Below are 16,850 nucleotides of genomic sequence, written 5' to 3' on the forward strand. Positions count from 1 at the left end.
TTAGGAGGGAAAGCAATGAACCTGATCTTAATGGGACTGCCAGGAGCAGGAAAAGGGACACAAGCAGAAAGAATTGTTGCAACGTACAATATTCCGCACATCAGCACGGGGGATATGTTCCGAGAAGCAATCAAAAACGAGACAACACTCGGATTGAAAGCAAAATCATATATGGATGCAGGGGATTTGGTTCCAGATGAAGTTACTAACGGTATCGTGAAGGAACGCTTAGCCCAAAAGGATACGGATAAAGGATTCTTATTGGATGGCTTCCCTCGTACTTTAGATCAAGCCAAAGCATTAGCTGAAATGTTGACGGACTTGAATAAAAAAATTGATGCTGTTATTGAAATTCAAGTAGCAGAAGAAGTGTTAGTTGAACGTTTGGCAGGACGCTTCATGTGCCGCAACTGCGGTGCAACTTATCATAAAATCTTCAACCCTACGAAAGTAGAAGACACTTGCGATCGTTGCGGCGGTCATGAGTTCTATCAACGTGAAGACGATAAGCCAGAAACTGTTAAAAACCGTTTGTCTGTAAACATTAAAAACAGCGAACCAATTTTAGCTTACTATGATGAAGAAGGTCTGTTGTATCCAGTTGATGGAGATCGTGAAATTGATGCCGTATTTGCGGATGTAGAAAAGATTATCAAAAAATAATTTTGCCTGCCGACTTGAGATGCAGTTTATCTTGCCAAGTTCGATGTTTTATGATAGAATTTGTCAGTCCGACTTCTAGCTTTTTTAGGAGTTAACTTTAGAATTAGGGTGGGAACTGCAGTTTCCGCCATTTTATCGTGTGAAAATGCGAAACAACTACAAGGAGGTACTCTGCGTGGCAAAAGAAGATATGATTGAAATCGAAGGAACAGTCGTCGAAACTTTGCCGAATGCAATGTTTAAAGTCGAATTGGAAAACGGACACGAAGTTCTTGCACACGTATCTGGTAAAATCCGGATGTATTATATTCGAATCTTACCTGGAGATAAAGTTACAGTAGAACTTTCTCCGTATGATTTAAGTCGTGGTCGCATTACCTATCGCTTTAAGTAAGTTGTACTCCGTAAAACTTCAGGAGGTATAATCATGAAAGTAAGACCATCAGTAAAACCAATGTGTGAACATTGTAAAGTAATTCGTCGTAATGGACGCGTTATGGTGATTTGCCCAGCAAACCCAAAACATAAACAACGTCAAGGATAATTGGAGGTGTAATTAAGTATGGCTCGTATTGCAGGAGTAGATATTCCTCGTGATAAACGCGTGGTAATTTCACTTACTTATATTTACGGTATCGGAAATACTACAGCGAAACAAATTTTAGCCGACGCAGGCGTTTCTGAAGATGTTCGTGTTCGTGACTTAACGAATGAACAAACAGACGCTATCCGTGCTGAAGTTGATAAATTAAAAGTTGAAGGCGATCTTCGTCGTGAAACTAACTTAAACATCAAACGTTTGATGGAAATCGGTTCATACCGTGGAATCCGTCATCGTCGTGGCTTGCCTACACGTGGACAAAACACTAAGAACAACGCTCGTACTCGTAAAGGCCCAGCTCGCGCTATTGCAGGCAAGAAAAAATAATTAGTGAAGGAGGTATAAATCTTCATGGTAGCAAAGAAAGTCAATCGTAAACGTCGTGTGAAGAAGAATATTGAAACAGGTATTGCTCATATTCATTCGACTTTCAATAATACAATCATCATGATTACTGATGCTAGCGGTAACGCTGTCGCATGGTCATCTGCAGGTTCATTAGGCTTCAAAGGTAGTAAAAAATCAACTCCTTTCGCTGCTCAAATGGCTGCTGAAACTGCAACAAAAGCTGCAATGGAACATGGATTGAAAAGTGTTGAAGTAACTGTTAAAGGACCTGGTTCTGGTCGTGAAGCAGCGATTCGTTCATTGCAAGCAACTGGTTTAGAAGTAACAGCAATTCGTGACGTGACTCCAGTACCTCATAATGGATGCCGCCCTCCAAAACGCCGTCGTGTTTAATGAGTGCCCAACTCTATGAGTTTTACAGGAATGTCATTGAACAAGACACTTTTCGTTTTGAAAGGGGTAAAAGACAAGAATGATTGAATTCGAAAAACCAAGAATCACAAAAATTGATGAAGACAGAGATTATGGCAAGTTCGTTGTTGAACCTTTGGAAAGAGGTTATGGAACTACTTTAGGTAATTCTCTACGTCGTATTCTACTTTCTTCTTTACCGGGCGCGGCCATTACCAATATTCAAATCGATGGGGTGTTACACGAATTTTCAACCATCAAAGGTGTAAGAGAAGACGTTGTACAAATCATCTTGAATATCAAAGGTTTAGCGTTGAAATTATTTGCGGAAGAAGAAAAAACCCTTGAGATCGATATTACTGGACCAGCTACGGTAACTGCCGGCGATATTATCGTTGACAGCGACGTTGAAATCTTAAATAAAGATATGTACATTTGTACTGTTGCTGAAGGCGCAACATTCCATGCTCGCCTAACGGTAAAACCTGGTCGAGGCTATGTTCAAGCAGACGAAAATAAAAAGGAAGATATGCCAATTGGTGTGCTTCCAGTCGATTCTATTTACACACCTGTACGTAAAGTAAACTACCAAGTTGAAAATACGCGTGTTGGTCGTCGTGATGACTTCGATAAATTAACGATGGAAATTTGGACTGACGGATCTATTATTGCTCAAGAAGCATTAAGTCTTGCAGCAAAAATCTTAACAGAACATTTAGATATTTTTGTAAATCTTACTGATGAAGCTAAAAATGCTGAAATCATGGTTGAAAAAGAAGAAACTCAAAAAGAAAAAATGTTGGAAATGACCATCGAAGAACTAGACTTGTCTGTACGCTCGTATAATTGTTTGAAACGCGCTGGTATTAACACGGTTCAAGAATTAACGAATAAGTCCGAACCTGAAATGATCAAAGTACGTAATTTAGGGCGTAAATCACTTGAAGAAGTGAAAGCTAAATTGCATGATCTTGGCTTAGGACTACGTAAAGACGATTAATATTGTTGACAAAGGAGGGAAACCTACGTGAGTTATCGTAAATTAGGACGCACATCTAGCCAACGTAAGGCAATGTTGCGTGACTTAACAACTGACTTAATTATCAACGAACGTATCGTTACGACTGAAGCTCGTGCGAAAGAAGTTCGTTCAACTGCTGAAAAGATGATTACTTTAGGAAAACGCGGGGATCTTCATGCACGTCGCCAAGCTGCTAGCTTTGTACGTAATGAAGTCGCTGATGTTCGCGAAGAAAACGAAGCTGTTGTTGTTGAACCTGCATTACAAAAATTATTCAATGACATCGCTCCTCGTTACGCTGAACGTCAAGGTGGATACACTCGTATCTTAAAAACTGAACCTCGTCGCGGCGACAACGCCCCTATGGTCGTTTTAGAACTTGTATAATAATCACTCTTCACTTTATAGATGATTCTTTTAGAGTGTTATGATGTTGGAGATTTTCTCCGAGTCTAGCTCAGCGCCGCTTCCCAGAATGTCTGGGAAGCCGGCACTCATCATAAAGTGTTTTTTTATACCCAAAAACACTGTCAAGACAGGTCGGTATACAAAAGCATTTTATTGAGTATCAAGGATTGATAAAACCGTGCTTTTTTGCTAGGCTTAGAACAGATTTGCAAAGAAGTGGAAAGGTGCAACCATGAAGCCAATTATTGAAATCAGTCAAATTGAATTTAGCTACCAAGAAGAAGCGACACCTGCTTTGAAGGATGTCAGCTTTTCAATTAATAAAGGTGAATGGATAGCGATCGTGGGTCATAACGGATCAGGAAAATCAACGTTAGCAAAAACGATCAATGGTCTTCATTTGCCGCAAAAGGGAACTGTTGCTGTCGGCGGGATGCAACTCTCTGAGGAATCGGTCTGGGATATTCGCCGAATGGTAGGGATGGTCTTCCAGAATCCTGACAACCAATTTGTAGGTGCAACAGTTGAAGATGATGTTGCCTTTGGTTTGGAAAATCAAGGGATCGAACGAAGTGAAATGCAGCATAGAGTTCAGGATGCTTTGGAAAAAGTAAAAATGCAAGAATTTGCGACGCGAGAGCCTGCACGTTTATCTGGTGGACAGAAACAGCGAGTGGCGATTGCTGGCGTTGTGGCTTTGCGTCCAGACATCATTATTTTGGATGAAGCGACAAGCATGTTAGACCCTGAAGGACGAGATGATGTCATTTCAACGATTCATAAGATAAAAGAAGAGAGCGATTTGACTGTGATCTCAATTACTCATGATATTGATGAAGCGGCTAGTGCGAATCGAATCTTGGTCATGAGAGATGGGAAACTTTATCAAGAAGGAACACCGGATGAAATTTTCTCTGCGGGACCAGAATTGGTTTCACTAGGATTGGATCTGCCATTTCCTGAGAAGCTGAAAGCTGCATTAAACGTGCGCGGCATACAGGTTCCTAAGGGCTATTTAGATGAAGAAGGGATGATGGACTGGTTATGGACATCCGTTTTGAAAAAGTAAGCTACGTTTATCAACCCAACACGCCCTTTGAACAACGGGCACTTTATGATATCGATCTTGATATCCAGGAAGGATCTTATACAGCGTTGGTTGGCCATACTGGTAGTGGGAAATCTACATTATTGCAGCATTTGAACGCGTTATTGAAACCAACGGATGGAAAAGTGGTCATCGGTGATCGGACAATCACTCCAACGACAGATAATAAGAATTTGAAGCCAGTCCGTAAAAAAGTTGGGATCGTTTTTCAATTTCCTGAAGCGCAGCTGTTTGAGGAAACTGTGGCTAAAGATATTGCTTTTGGTCCAAAGAACTTTGGAATCAGTGAAGAAGAAGCTTATGCTTTGGCGAAGGAAAATCTTCGAATGGTTGGCTTAGAGGAAGAATATCTTGAGCGCTCCCCTTTTGAGCTCTCAGGGGGTCAGATGCGGCGTGTGGCTATTGCAGGTGTCTTGGCTATGGAGCCAGAAGTGCTAGTCTTAGACGAGCCGACAGCGGGCTTAGATCCGCTTGGACGAAAAGAAATGATGGAGATGTTTTGGCGTTTGCATCATGAAAAGAACATAACGATCGTTTTAGTGACTCATTTGATGGATGACGTTGCAAATTTCGCAGATTATGTCTATGTCTTGGAAAAAGGTCGTGTGGTGAAGCATGGAAATCCACAGTCGGTCTTTCAAGATGTTGCGTGGCTGAAGGAAAAGCAATTAGGCGTGCCACAAGCGAGTGCTTTTGCTGAGAAGATGCAAGCAAGGGGTGCTTCTTTTGAAACGCTACCATTGACTGAAAATGAATTGGCGGACTGGATCGTAAAAGCTGCAGGAGGTCCTGCTCATGATGAATAAATTGATTTTTGGACGCTATATACCGGGAGATTCAGTCATCCATCGTCTGGACCCTCGTGCTAAATTGGTTGCTAGTTTCTATTTTATCGGGATTATTTTCTTAGCAAATAATTGGCAAAGCTATTTATTTTTGGGGATTTTCACGATGTTTGCGGTATTTTTATCAAAAATAAGTCTAAGCTTCTTTTTACGAGGCGTGAGACCGTTGATTTGGTTGATTATTTTTACGGTTGCCTTGCAAATGCTGTTTACTCGCGGTGGGACATTGTATTGGTCCTGGGGTGTTTTCAGTTTGTCTTCCTATGGGATACAGAATGGACTGTTTATCTTTTGCCGGTTCGTCTTGATTATTTTTATGTCGACCTTACTGACATTAACGACACCGCCGTTATCAATGTCTGATGCAATCGAATCTTTATTAAACCCGCTGAAAAAAATTCATTTACCGGTACATGAAATTGCTTTGATGTTATCCATCGCTTTACGGTTTGTTCCAACATTGATGGATGAAACAGAAAAAATCATGAATGCGCAGCGCGCTCGCGGGGTGGATTTCAATGATGGCAACTTGATTCAAAAGGTGAAGGCAATCGTACCATTGCTGATTCCTTTATTTGTCAGCAGTTTCAACCGAGCGGAAGATCTTGCGACTGCCATGGAAGCTCGGGGCTATCGTGGCGGCGAGGGACGTAGTAAGTATCGAAAACTGCAATGGGCGTCTCGTGATACCCTTGTCTTGGTAGTTTTTGCTGCGGTAACGGTTGTTTTAGTCTTTTTACGCAGTTAAGCTTGGAGTGATCCAAGCTTTTTTTGCGCTTTATTTTATGTTTTCGGCAAGTAAAATTAATGAGAGGGCTACATCAGCAGAGAGGAGCGTTTACTTCAGTACCGCGAGGAAACTTTTCCGAGGTCTCAAATGGTTCTGATTGCGTTGGAATCCGAATAGAAAAGCTGTTATAATGACTCCTGCAATAGAAAAAAGGAGAACTAACATGGTCAGATATAAAGCAGTGATTGCTTACGATGGTACACAGTTTAACGGGTTTCAACGACAACCGAATGGACGAACCGTGCAGGAGGAAGTGGAGAAGACGTTGAAAAAAATGAATAATGGGTCTCCGGTAACGATTTTTGGTTCAGGTCGGACCGATGCGGGTGTTCATGCGATCGGGCAAGTGATTCATTTTGATTATCCGCAAGAGCGTCCGTTGGAACGGATGCGATTTGCATTGGACACCCAAACTCCCGAGGATATTGCTGTGTCCTCTGTAGCGATCGTGGCGGATGATTTTCATGCACGCTATCATGTTGTGGAGAAAACGTATCATTTTAAAGTCCAGATCGCAAAGCCCCGCAGTCCGTTTCGACGCTACTATGCGGCGTATTATCCGTATCCATTGGATTTAGAATTGATTCGACGGGCATTATCCGATTTAGTAGGCACGCATGACTTCACGTCGTTCTGTGCGACAGGCGGCGCCATTGAAGATAAAGTCCGCACGATTTATCAAGCGGATCTAGAGGTGAATGAATCGAAGACAGAATTGACCTTCATTTTTCGCGGGAACGGCTTTTTGTATAAAATGATCCGAATCTTAGTAGGTACATTGTTAAAAATTGGGAACGGCCGTATCTCAGCGGACAGTATTCCTGAAATACTTGAAGCAAAGGACCGAAATGCAGCAGGACCAACTGCCCATCCAGAGGGGCTCTACCTAGCAGAAGTAAAATATGACTAGACAATAAAGCATCCACCAACAGTCTTTTGATTGTTGGTGGATGCTTTTTTGGCGAGCTAGGCTTTCACTTCGTTCGACAGTTGGGTCAATGCTTCAATATCTTGAATGAGATAGCCCTTTTCTATTTTTTCCAGATACCCCTCCTCTACAAATTGAGCGATCACAAAGAGCAGATGGCGATAGGAAACGCCCAGATATTCGGCGACCTGTGTGTGTTGTTCGCGATAGGTTCCTTCATTTTGCGTCAATAAAATAAAAGAGGCTAGACGTTGCGAAAGCGGAAATCCTTGATTTTTGGTCGAAGCTTTGATATTGCGATAATTTTTATGGGCAAAATAGATGCAAAGCTTTTGAAGAAAAAGTGTGTCCTGTAGTAAGCGTTTCTGGCAATCTTTTCTTGCTACAGCCAAGCACCAGCAGTCTTCGATCGCTTGTACACTAAAGGCAGTCTGATTTTCATCGACGAGTTCCATCTCACCGATAAAGCAAGGGGGCGAAAAGAAATCGATCAGCGCGACTTTTCCATTTGCTAAGGTGTCATATAATTTCGCCTTGCCCTTTACTAAGTAAAATAAATGGGAAGGCGGATTGTCTTCTTTCACGATGTAGCTGTTGGCCGGGAAGAAAAACAAGTGTGTGTCCAAACTGATATCGAAGGAAAATTGATCAAGGTAGTCAGAGGATTGAATGAACTGCTGTTTCAATTTTTCATTTTGCAACTTCTTCATTTTTTCTGCCTCCTTATATGAGAATTCTCATACTTATCATAAGCAGGAACTTACTATAATGCAACTAGATAAAGGAACTATATTTTCTTAGGAGGCTTTCAAATGGAGAAACGGAAAATTATTTTAGACTGTGATCCGGGGCATGATGATGCCATAACGATACTGATGGCGGCGGCACACCCGAAAATTGATTTGTTAGGAATCACCATTGTAGCTGGGAATCAAACGTTGGACAAGACAGTGGTCAATGGCTTGAATGTTTGTCAGTTATTGGGAATTGATGCAAACGTCTATGCTGGGATGCCAAAGCCACTAGTACGGGAGCAAGTGGTAGCGGGGAATGTTCACGGAGAGTCCGGCTTAGATGGTCCGGTCTTTGGTCCATTGCATCGTCAGGCAGAAAAGACAAATGCGGTTAACTATATCATCGATACATTGATGGCAAATGAGGGGGACATTACACTTGTGCCTGTTGGTCCATTAACAAATATTGCCGTTGCGATGCGAATGGAGCCATTGATCATTCCGAAAATCAAAGAAATCGTTTTGATGGGTGGGGCTTATGGAACCGGCAACTTCACACCTTCTGCCGAGTTTAATATTTTTGCTGATCCAGAAGCGGCACATGTGGTTTTTACCTCAGGGGCACCGATCGTTATGATGGGGCTTGATCTGACGAATCAGACACTTTGTACATTGGAGATCATTGAACGAATGGAAGCAGTGGGAAATGTTGCGGGGAAACTATTCGGTGACATCATGCGCTTTACTTTAAAGAGTCAGTTTGAATGCTTTGGTTTGGAAGCGGGGCCGTTACATGATGCTACCTGCGTGGGGTATCTGATTTCTCCTGAAGCGTTTGAAACACAGGAAATGTATGTTGAAGTCGATAGCAATCGCGGACCTTGTTATGGTCGGACGGTTTGCGATGAACTCAATGTTTTAGAGCAAAAAGCGAATGCAAAAGTTGGTAAGAAAATCGATACAGAAACATTTTGGGATTTAGTCGAGGCGTGTATTCGGAAATATTAAAAAGGAAGAATCAGAAATGATTCTTCCTTTTGTACGTTAATGGCGGTGATTTTTTTTAGGTTTTAAGGCTCGCAGGTAAAGAATAAACATAGCGATCGCGACGACGAAGGAAATCGCTCCAGAGATAAAGCCTTTAGGCAGATAGCTGAAGGTGACTTTATGCTTGCCTTTTGGTACATGGATGCTGACGAACGCATTTTGGAAGGCTTTCGTGTCAACTTTCTTTCCATCGATTTTGGCTGTCCAGCCTTCGTCGTAAGGAATCGTTGTAACTAGCGTTCGAGCTTCTTTTGCATCTACTGTTCCTTCAGCGCTACGGGAGCCAACCTTCATATCTACGGCATTTTCTTTGATCTTGTCAACCGCTAACTGGTAAGCGACGGTGTCTAAAGCAAGGACTTGCGGATTTTGGAAACTGATTGATTTGGTTCCGTAAAAACTCGCTGTGAATGTGACCGTAGTCGCTTCTTGATAATAGCCTAGATCATAATACTGTCCGCTGATACCGATTTGGGCTTGTCGTGTCTGACCGTTTGCAGTCACGGTTGCGGTTGAGCTTTCTAATTCAGCAAAGTCATACGGGTAGAGACTCAAATAAGCTTGAGTATTCGCTGGAACTTGCACTTTCCACGTAACGTCTTTTGCAACATTCCCTTGTTTTTCTGCAATGGTCATAATATTGCCTGCATTTGTAACGTTCGCATTTTTTGTATCTATTTGTGTGATCGGCAAGAAGTGGAAGTATTGAAACTGTTCTTGCGATAAAGCATTGAATAATTGTGTTTGTGTCCCAAGGTTATCGTTTGGCAAAGCTTTTAATTTATCGATCGTGGTTGGGGCTGTGAAGGCTAACGGCAATGCGTAATTATTTTCAAACAAGTTGTACTCGCCAACAGTGTCCGTTTTGTCAAAACCATATTTATTCAATTGCTTTGTTTTTGCGATGTTGTATTTGATCCCTGTAAAGGCATCTGCGAGCAACGTATTATTCTGATAGCGAATGTTCAAGCTTGTTCCTCTTGAACGGAATCCGAGCTGGTCCATGTAGCCAGAGGAATGCCGGTTACGAATCGAAGAAAACATGCTGATGCCGCTATAGCCATAATTAAAGGCATCATTTGAAGACACTGGATCGAGATTTTCCATCCGATAGAAGGTGTCGTTCTCATCTTTTGTTTTATCGACTAACGCCTTGATAGAAGGATAGGGTTCGGTATACAAGCTTCGAGAAGCGTAATTCCAATCCTTCAAGATGCCTCGTACCATAAAGTCACTGTTGACAAAGGCTTCCGTAGACATTAACAGCAACAGCAAGATACTCAATACTTTTAAAGGGATCTTGTTGAAGTAATACCCTGTGAGTACCAACGCATACACGGCCAAAAAGCCGATCGTGATATAAAGAGAGATATTTTTAAGGTAGTTGTAGTCTTTTCCTTTCATTCCCCAGAAGATTGCGAAAACAGCGATCAATAACAGACAGGCGGCGACTAACTGTAAAATGTTATCACGGTCTACTTTTTCCCATCCCCAGGCAGCCAAAGTAATCACTAAAAAGGAGAGTAAGTAGGCGTAGCGGAATAAAAACATATTTGGTGCATGCATTCCATGCCAGAATAAGTTCATCGGTTGGATATAGAAGCTTGCGATCAGAATTGCAGCAATCGCTCCATAGGCGATTTTATTCTTCCATGGAATTTTTTTGCAGATAAAGAAAAACAGGCATAGTGCTAATGGTAACAGTCCAATATAAATAAATGGGATGGAGCCATATTTTGTCGTGTCATAAGACCCGATCATATTCTTAGCAACAAAATCCCACCAGCCAGTGGCTTCTGTTTTAAAGGTCGTTAGTTGTGTTAACTCCTCCCCGTTCGTCCGCAAATCCAGAATGGACGGTAAAATCATGATCATTGAGGCGAAGCCAGCCAAGAGGGAAGTAAAGCCGTAAGGGATAATACTTTTTTTATAAAGCTTCCAATTCGTGAGCAGTCGTGCGACGTAATAAAGAACGGAAAAAAGTCCGATCATAAAGCCCATATAAAAGCTTGTTAAAAACAACATTAAATAGGAAACAAAAAGTACCGTCGGCTTTCGCAGGGCCATCACACGATTGATTCCCCAAATGATCAGAGGCAGATAAACAAAGGCATCCAACCACATGATGATCTCAGAATGCGCGATGGTAAAGGACATGAGTGCATAAGCAACACTGAGAGCTACTCTTGACCAGTCGGGCAGCTTAAAGCTTCCCTTGGCGTAGAACCAGAAAGCCAGTCCTGCGGCACCAATTTTTAACAGTGTTAAAAAATATAACGCGTCAGGCATCAGTTGATTCGGAAAGAAAATAACCAGCGGTGTAAAAAAGCCGCCAAGATAATAGGAAACAAGAGAAAGATAATTCAATCCCATGGATGCGTTCCAATTATAAAAAAGCCCTTGTTTGCCTAAGAGCATATTGCGAAAACTTGCGTGGAAATTTGAAAATTGCGAAAAGGCATCGCTGGCTAAGACACTACGACTCGATCCAGGATAAATGCCGATCGTTAAGTAGACGATCACCATCAAGGCGAGCGGTAGAAAAAAACTGGCCAACAAGTACCAACGATTTTCTTTGAGATAGTTTTTCATATAAAAATCACCAAACTTCTTTCAACAGACTATCCAAATTTTACCATAGATACAAAAAAATATTGTGAAAGAGGTGTGAAACTCAGACAAAGAATTGCCCTTATTTTATTGCCGCTGTTACAAAAGGAAGCAACAAAAAAAGCCGACAGTGTCGGCTTTTTTATATGTAGATTTTTAATGGAATCGTAGCGTACTTAATACTTCTCGCAAAAAAATAAAAAACCGCTCGTCATCGAACGGTTTGATTGATTGGATAATATTAAACGCGCTCAACTTTTCCAGATTTCAAAGCACGAGTTGAGACCCAAACTTTTTTAGGTTTTCCGTCCACCAAAACGCGAACTTTTTGTAAATTAGGTTTTACAGTACGTTTCGTAGCGTTCATAGCGTGAGAACGGTTATTTGCACTTCTTGTTTTACGACCAGTAAAATAGCAAACTTTTGCCATGTGTTGTTTCCTCCTTTAGCCTTGATATTGGAGCGCTTCTTTGGCTCATACTAAAATAAAATAGCACATCTTAATAAGATGTGCAAGTGAATTTTTTTAGAAAGATTGACATTCAGTGCATTTGAAGGTAAATTATAGTCTGTTAGCATAAAATTTTTTAGTAAAAGTTTTGATGTAAGAAAGTCAGCATAATTTTGTGGCAAGCAGGGATCGCCCTATCAGCGAAACGCAATGGAACTTTCTTTTATTTGTCATGGGGCTATGATAAACTATTATAGTAGAAAAAATGGGCATTTTTGCCTATTTAAGGAGGCTAACAACTATGGCTGTGAAAATCAATACACAGACTGGTATGATCGAAATTTCAAACGACGTCATCGCGACGGTTGTCGGCGGTGCGGTTACTGACGTGTTTGGTATCGTTGGTATGGCTAGTAAAAAACAAATCAAAGACAATATTACAGAAATTTTAAGAAAAGAAAATTATTCACGCGGCGTCGTTGTACGTCAAGAAGAGAACGGAATCGCAGTCGACGTCTATACGATCGTCAGCTACGGCACGAAAATCTCAGAAGTATCGCGCAATGTCCAAGAAAAAGTGAAATACAATTTGGAGACGATGCTTGGAGTAACAGCTAACTCAGTGAATGTTTATGTTCAAGGTGTACGTGTTCTGCCTGACTAAAGGCAGCGTTCTTAAGGAGGACTAAGTAAGTGAAGGTAACAGAGATCAGCGCGAGTCAATTCCAAGAAATGGTAGAGGCTGGCGCTAAACGTCTGCAAGTCAATGCAGAATATGTCAATTCATTAAATGTATTCCCCGTGCCTGATGGCGATACTGGGACCAACATGAATCTATCTATGACCAGCGGCGCGACTGCGGTTGTTAATTCTACCTCAGAGAAAGTCGGCGAATTAGCCAATGTATTAGCAAAAGGATTGTTGATGGGGGCGCGAGGAAATTCTGGCGTTATCTTGTCTCAGTTATTCCGCGGCTTTTCAAAAGCCATTTTAGAGGTAGATACATTAAATGCAGAAGATCTGTCGAAAGCGCTCGTTCATGGTGTTGAAACGGCCTATAAAGCAGTAATGAAGCCTGTAGAAGGAACTATTTTAACTGTGGCTCGTGAATCCGCAAAAGCGGGTGAACGCAAAGCAAAACAAACGGACGATGTGATCGAAGTGATGACAGCGGTCGTTAAATACGGGAAAAAAGCATTAGACAAAACCCCTGATATGCTGCCTGTTTTAAAAGAAGTCGGCGTTGTCGATAGTGGCGGTCAAGGTCTTTTGTTTATCTATGAAGGCTTCTTGAGTGCATTGAATGGGGAATTCCAAGTGGATGATGCCTATGAACCAAGTCCGGCTGAAATGGATGAAATGGTCAATGCAGAGCATCACCGCAGCGTCCAAGGACAACTAGCAACCGAAGATATCAAATTCGGTTATTGTACAGAAATCATGGTTCGTCTTGGTGAAGGTCCTACTGTGGACAGTAATTTTGATTATGATACCTTCCGTAATTATTTAGATGGTATCGGGGATTCATTATTAGTCGTTAACGATGATGAAATCGTTAAAGTGCATGTGCATACAGAACATCCCGGCGAAGTGATGAATTATGGTCAAAAATTTGGTGCGTTAATTAAAATCAAAGTCGATAATATGCGTCAACAACATGAAACAATTTTAGAACACGATGACGAAGTAGCCGCTTTTGAAGCAGCGCCAGTTGCACATCAACCGTATGCAGTGATTGCGATCGCTGCTGGTGAAGGTGTTCAAGAATTGTTCAAAAGTTTAGGTGCTGCCTATGTCATCAGCGGCGGACAAACGATGAATCCAAGCACGGAAGATATTTTGAAAGCAGTCAAGGAAGTCAATGCGGACCAAGTGATTGTTTTACCTAATAATAAAAATATCTTTATGGCAGCAGATCAAGCCGCAGAAGTAGCGGATATTCCTGTAGCAGTTGTACCAAGTAAAACTGTTTCTCAAGGAATGACAGCGATGCTGGCTTTCAATGGGGATCAAAGTTTAGAAGAGAACAAAGCAGCGATGACTGAAATGCTTGATTCTGTAGTCAGTGGACAAATCACCAATGCCATCCGTGATACCTCTATCGACGGAGTTGAGATCCACGAAGGGGACTACTTAGGAATGATCGATGGTAAAATCGTTCTTTCTGAAGAAGATAAGTACCAAGCAACGTTAGACACATTGACTAAAATGATCAGTGAAGATATTGAAATCATCACGATCATCGTCGGTGAAGAAGGTACGCAAGCTGAAGCTGAAAAAATAAGCGAAGCAATCGAAGCAAGTTATCCTGATTTGGAAGTAGAGATCCACGAAGGAAAACAACCTGTCTACCCATACTTGCTTTCAGCAGAATAATGAGAAAAAGTCGGAGGAGCGAGCCAAGAATATCTGGCTCGCTCCTGTTTTTGCGAGTTCCACTTTGCGCTTCAGCGCAATTAGTGGAATCGCATGCGTGGTGAAAGTAGTTCATTTTCCTGGTTTTTGAGGAAAATGAGTACCGTATCTCTGAGCTAGCTGTCAGTTATGCTTTTTGCAGTATTTAACAATCGAAGATGACTGTTTGCGTTGATGGCAAATAGATAAATGTGCAGTTTAGCATAATGATATGTGGTCGAACGTAAGAGAATTTTCTCAAGAAAATTCATTCAGGTTAATGAGACTACTGCGAGTTCCACTTTGCGCTTCAGCACAATTAGTGGAATCGTATGCGTGGTGAGAAGCCTATTTTTATTGAAAGGAGGATTTCGATGTCGATTGAAGAAACTGTTTCGGTTTTGCCTGGAGTCGGCCCTAAGAGAGCGCAAACGTTAGCTGAGTTAGGGATTGTTACGATTGAAAATCTATTAAGCTATTATCCGTTTCGCTATGAGGATATCCAAGAAAAAAATCTTTTGGAAATCAATGATCAAGAAAAAGTTACCTTAAAGGGTGTCATCGTCTCGGCACCGGTGGTTAGCCGTTTCGGCTACAAAAAGAGTCGACTGCAGTTTCGTATGATGCAAGATCATGCAGTCTTCATGGTCTCCTTCTTCAATCAGCCTTATTTGAAAGACAAAGTCGAAGTCGGAGAAGAATTAGCTGTTTATGGAAAATGGGATGCGAAGCGTAAATCCCTCACAGGAATGAAAATTTTAGGCGGCAAACAAACAGAAGAATATGCGCCGATCTATCATGTGACAAAGTCGATTCGACAAAGTACGTTAGTTGATTTGATCAAAGTCGGATTCGAAAAATTCGGCGATCAAGTGACGGAAAATCTGCCGGATTATTTATTAGAAAAATATCGTTTGATGCCACGCAAGCAAGCGATGCGGGCGATGCATTTTCCCAAAGATCCAAAAGAGAATCAGCAAGCAAAACGCCGCGTAGTTTTTGAAGAGTTTTTCTTATTCCAAATGCGGATGCAAGGATTAAAGAAAAGCGAACGAAGCGAAAAAAATGGGCTTGCGATTCGTTATGACGTTGAGCGTCTCAAGCGATTTACACAGCAACTGCCTTTCGAGCTTACAGATGCCCAGAAACGTGTAACCAATGAAATTTGTTATGACTTACGCAGCAAGAAACATATGCAACGGTTATTACAAGGAGATGTTGGGAGCGGGAAAACAGTGGTTGCGGCCATTGCATTGTATGCCACGATGACTGCGGGTTTTCAAGGCGCTTTGATGGTACCGACAGAAATTTTGGCACAGCAACATCTGGAAAGTTTGAATCATTTGTTTGATCCGTTGGAAATGACTACAGCCTTACTGACTGGTTCTACCAAGACCAAAGAACGCCGCGCCATTTTGGCTGGTCTGCAAAATGGTGAGATTGATGTTGTGATCGGGACACACGCGTTGATTCAAGACGACGTACAATTTGCGAATCTTGGATTGGTTATCACGGATGAGCAGCACCGTTTCGGGGTCAACCAACGAAGAGTGTTACGAGAAAAAGGACTTCATCCAGATGTTCTTTTCATGACTGCAACACCCATTCCCAGAACGTTAGCAATTACTGCATATGGGGAGATGGACGTTTCGATCATCGATCAAATGCCAGCAGGACGGATTCCTGTTAAAACAAGTTGGATCAAGCCGAAACAATTAGAGCATACGCTGGATTGGGCAAAATTAGAGCTGCAGGCAGGACACCAGTTGTATGTGATCTGTCCTTTGATTGAAGAATCCGAAGCGTTAGATGTAAAGAATGCGACAGAAATCTATGAGCATTTAAACGAATACTATGCACCGAATTACCAGGTCAGTCTCCTGCACGGAAAGATGAAGAATGCTGAAAAAGAGACGATCATGGAGGAATTTAAGAACAATCAAAGTCAGATCCTAGTTTCAACTACTGTTATTGAAGTAGGCGTCAATGTTCCAAACGCGACAGTCATGTTTATCATGGATGCCGACCGCTTTGGTCTTGCCCAGCTGCATCAATTGCGCGGGCGGGTCGGACGCGGCTCAGATGCGTCTTACTGTATCTTAGTGGCTAGTCCTAAAAATGAAATGGGTAAAGAACGCATGAAGATCATGACAGAGACGACCAATGGGTTTGTCTTGAGTGAAAAAGATTTAGAGCTGCGCGGCCCTGGGGAAGTATTTGGTTTTCGTCAATCGGGCTTGCCGCAATTTCTGATCGCCGATCTTGTGAACGACGCCAATGTATTAGAGGTGGCGCGGGATGAGGCAAATCAAATTTGGCAAGTGGAAGATTGGCGAGAACAGCCAGCCTTTGCCCCATTAGCCAAGACGTTAAAACCAACTGAAACTGGGGAAACATACTTTGACTAGTGTGTGCTATACTGTATAAAAAAATTAGCGTGTTATGTTCATTACTACTCTGTTTAAATAGAGTGTTAAAATCAAATTTAAGA

At 41.8% G+C, this 16,850-nt stretch carries 18 protein-coding genes; 15 read left to right on the plus strand and 3 right to left on the minus strand.

Annotation, left to right across the window (positions count from 1 at the left end; genetic code table 11):
• Positions 1 to 15: 15 nt before the first annotated feature.
• From IGI66_RS01500 to truA, 11 genes are all read left to right on the plus strand, one after another.
• Positions 16 to 663 carry an adenylate kinase gene (locus IGI66_RS01500; protein WP_086305827.1) on the plus strand — a complete coding sequence of 216 codons (648 nt, stop codon included), beginning with the start codon at positions 16 to 18 and terminating at the stop codon, positions 661 to 663.
• Between the two features lie 175 nt (positions 664 to 838).
• Complete coding sequence (infA, locus tag IGI66_RS01505) at positions 839 to 1,057, plus strand: translation initiation factor IF-1 (RefSeq protein ID WP_010742771.1); 219 nt, start codon at positions 839 to 841, stop codon at positions 1,055 to 1,057.
• A 33-nt stretch (positions 1,058 to 1,090) separates the two neighbouring features.
• On the plus strand, positions 1,091 to 1,207 hold the full coding sequence (gene rpmJ / locus IGI66_RS01510) for a 50S ribosomal protein L36 (RefSeq protein WP_010742772.1): 117 nt from the start codon (positions 1,091 to 1,093) through the stop codon (positions 1,205 to 1,207).
• A gap of 18 nt (positions 1,208 to 1,225) precedes the next feature.
• Positions 1,226 to 1,591 (plus strand): 30S ribosomal protein S13, encoded by a 366-nt coding sequence (rpsM, locus tag IGI66_RS01515; protein ID WP_010747198.1) that lies wholly within the window; start codon positions 1,226 to 1,228, stop codon positions 1,589 to 1,591.
• 24 nt (positions 1,592 to 1,615) lie between these two features.
• Positions 1,616 to 2,005: a 30S ribosomal protein S11 gene (rpsK, locus tag IGI66_RS01520; protein ID WP_010742774.1), complete on the plus strand. Its 390-nt coding sequence runs from the start codon at positions 1,616 to 1,618 to the stop codon at positions 2,003 to 2,005.
• Positions 2,006 to 2,084: 79 nt separating this feature from the next.
• Positions 2,085 to 3,023, plus strand: coding sequence for a DNA-directed RNA polymerase subunit alpha (locus IGI66_RS01525; RefSeq protein WP_010747196.1), 939 nt, complete (start codon positions 2,085 to 2,087; stop codon positions 3,021 to 3,023).
• A 27-nt stretch (positions 3,024 to 3,050) separates the two neighbouring features.
• Positions 3,051 to 3,431 carry a 50S ribosomal protein L17 gene (rplQ, locus tag IGI66_RS01530; protein WP_438847184.1) on the plus strand — a complete coding sequence of 127 codons (381 nt, stop codon included), beginning with the start codon at positions 3,051 to 3,053 and terminating at the stop codon, positions 3,429 to 3,431.
• A gap of 253 nt (positions 3,432 to 3,684) precedes the next feature.
• Entirely contained in the window at positions 3,685 to 4,521 is an 837-nt protein-coding gene (locus IGI66_RS01535) for an energy-coupling factor ABC transporter ATP-binding protein (RefSeq protein WP_438847186.1), read from the plus strand.
• A complete protein-coding gene (locus IGI66_RS01540; RefSeq protein ID WP_438847188.1) occupies positions 4,497 to 5,366 on the plus strand; it encodes an energy-coupling factor ABC transporter ATP-binding protein in 870 nt (289 codons plus the stop codon). Before IGI66_RS01535 ends, IGI66_RS01540 begins: the two co-directional genes overlap by 25 nt.
• A complete protein-coding gene (locus tag IGI66_RS01545; RefSeq protein ID WP_086305824.1) occupies positions 5,356 to 6,153 on the plus strand; it encodes an energy-coupling factor transporter transmembrane component T family protein in 798 nt (265 codons plus the stop codon). The genes IGI66_RS01540 and IGI66_RS01545 overlap by 11 nt, the downstream gene beginning before the upstream one ends.
• Before the next feature lie 205 nt (positions 6,154 to 6,358).
• Positions 6,359 to 7,105 carry a tRNA pseudouridine(38-40) synthase TruA gene (gene truA / locus IGI66_RS01550; RefSeq protein ID WP_438847190.1) on the plus strand — a complete coding sequence of 249 codons (747 nt, stop codon included), beginning with the start codon at positions 6,359 to 6,361 and terminating at the stop codon, positions 7,103 to 7,105.
• Positions 7,106 to 7,161: 56 nt separating this feature from the next.
• Here truA and yeiL read toward each other — a convergent pair whose 3' ends face one another.
• Positions 7,162 to 7,833 carry a transcriptional regulator YeiL gene (yeiL, locus tag IGI66_RS01555; RefSeq protein ID WP_438847192.1) on the minus strand — a complete coding sequence of 224 codons (672 nt, stop codon included), beginning with the start codon at positions 7,831 to 7,833 and terminating at the stop codon, positions 7,162 to 7,164.
• A gap of 102 nt (positions 7,834 to 7,935) precedes the next feature.
• Here yeiL and rihB point away from each other — a divergent pair, with 102 nt between their 5' ends.
• Positions 7,936 to 8,865, plus strand: a complete 930-nt coding sequence (gene rihB, locus IGI66_RS01560; protein ID WP_438847194.1) for a ribosylpyrimidine nucleosidase — start codon at positions 7,936 to 7,938, stop codon at positions 8,863 to 8,865.
• 36 nt (positions 8,866 to 8,901) lie between these two features.
• On the opposite strand, the gene IGI66_RS01565 is transcribed toward rihB, so the two are convergent.
• Together IGI66_RS01565 and rpmB are read right to left on the minus strand one after the other, a co-directional pair.
• Positions 8,902 to 11,496 carry a YfhO family protein gene (locus IGI66_RS01565; RefSeq protein WP_438847196.1) on the minus strand — a complete coding sequence of 865 codons (2,595 nt, stop codon included), beginning with the start codon at positions 11,494 to 11,496 and terminating at the stop codon, positions 8,902 to 8,904.
• A 259-nt stretch (positions 11,497 to 11,755) separates the two neighbouring features.
• Complete coding sequence (gene rpmB, locus IGI66_RS01570; RefSeq protein ID WP_010747188.1) at positions 11,756 to 11,944, minus strand: 50S ribosomal protein L28; 189 nt, start codon at positions 11,942 to 11,944, stop codon at positions 11,756 to 11,758.
• A gap of 322 nt (positions 11,945 to 12,266) precedes the next feature.
• On the opposite strand from rpmB, the gene IGI66_RS01575 reads away from it, so the two are divergent.
• The 3 genes from IGI66_RS01575 to recG all read left to right on the plus strand — a co-directional run bounded on the left by IGI66_RS01575 (position 12,267) and on the right by recG (position 16,767).
• Entirely contained in the window at positions 12,267 to 12,629 is a 363-nt protein-coding gene (locus IGI66_RS01575; protein ID WP_010782036.1) for an Asp23/Gls24 family envelope stress response protein, read from the plus strand.
• A 29-nt stretch (positions 12,630 to 12,658) separates the two neighbouring features.
• Entirely contained in the window at positions 12,659 to 14,341 is a 1,683-nt protein-coding gene (locus IGI66_RS01580) for a DAK2 domain-containing protein (protein ID WP_010782035.1), read from the plus strand.
• Between the two features lie 392 nt (positions 14,342 to 14,733).
• Positions 14,734 to 16,767: an ATP-dependent DNA helicase RecG gene (gene recG, locus IGI66_RS01585; protein WP_010782034.1), complete on the plus strand. Its 2,034-nt coding sequence runs from the start codon at positions 14,734 to 14,736 to the stop codon at positions 16,765 to 16,767.
• Positions 16,768 to 16,850 lie beyond the last annotated feature (83 nt).

Source organism: Enterococcus sp. AZ048 (genome assembly GCF_051715125.1).
GTDB lineage: Bacteria > Bacillota > Bacilli > Lactobacillales > Enterococcaceae > Enterococcus_A > Enterococcus_A gilvus.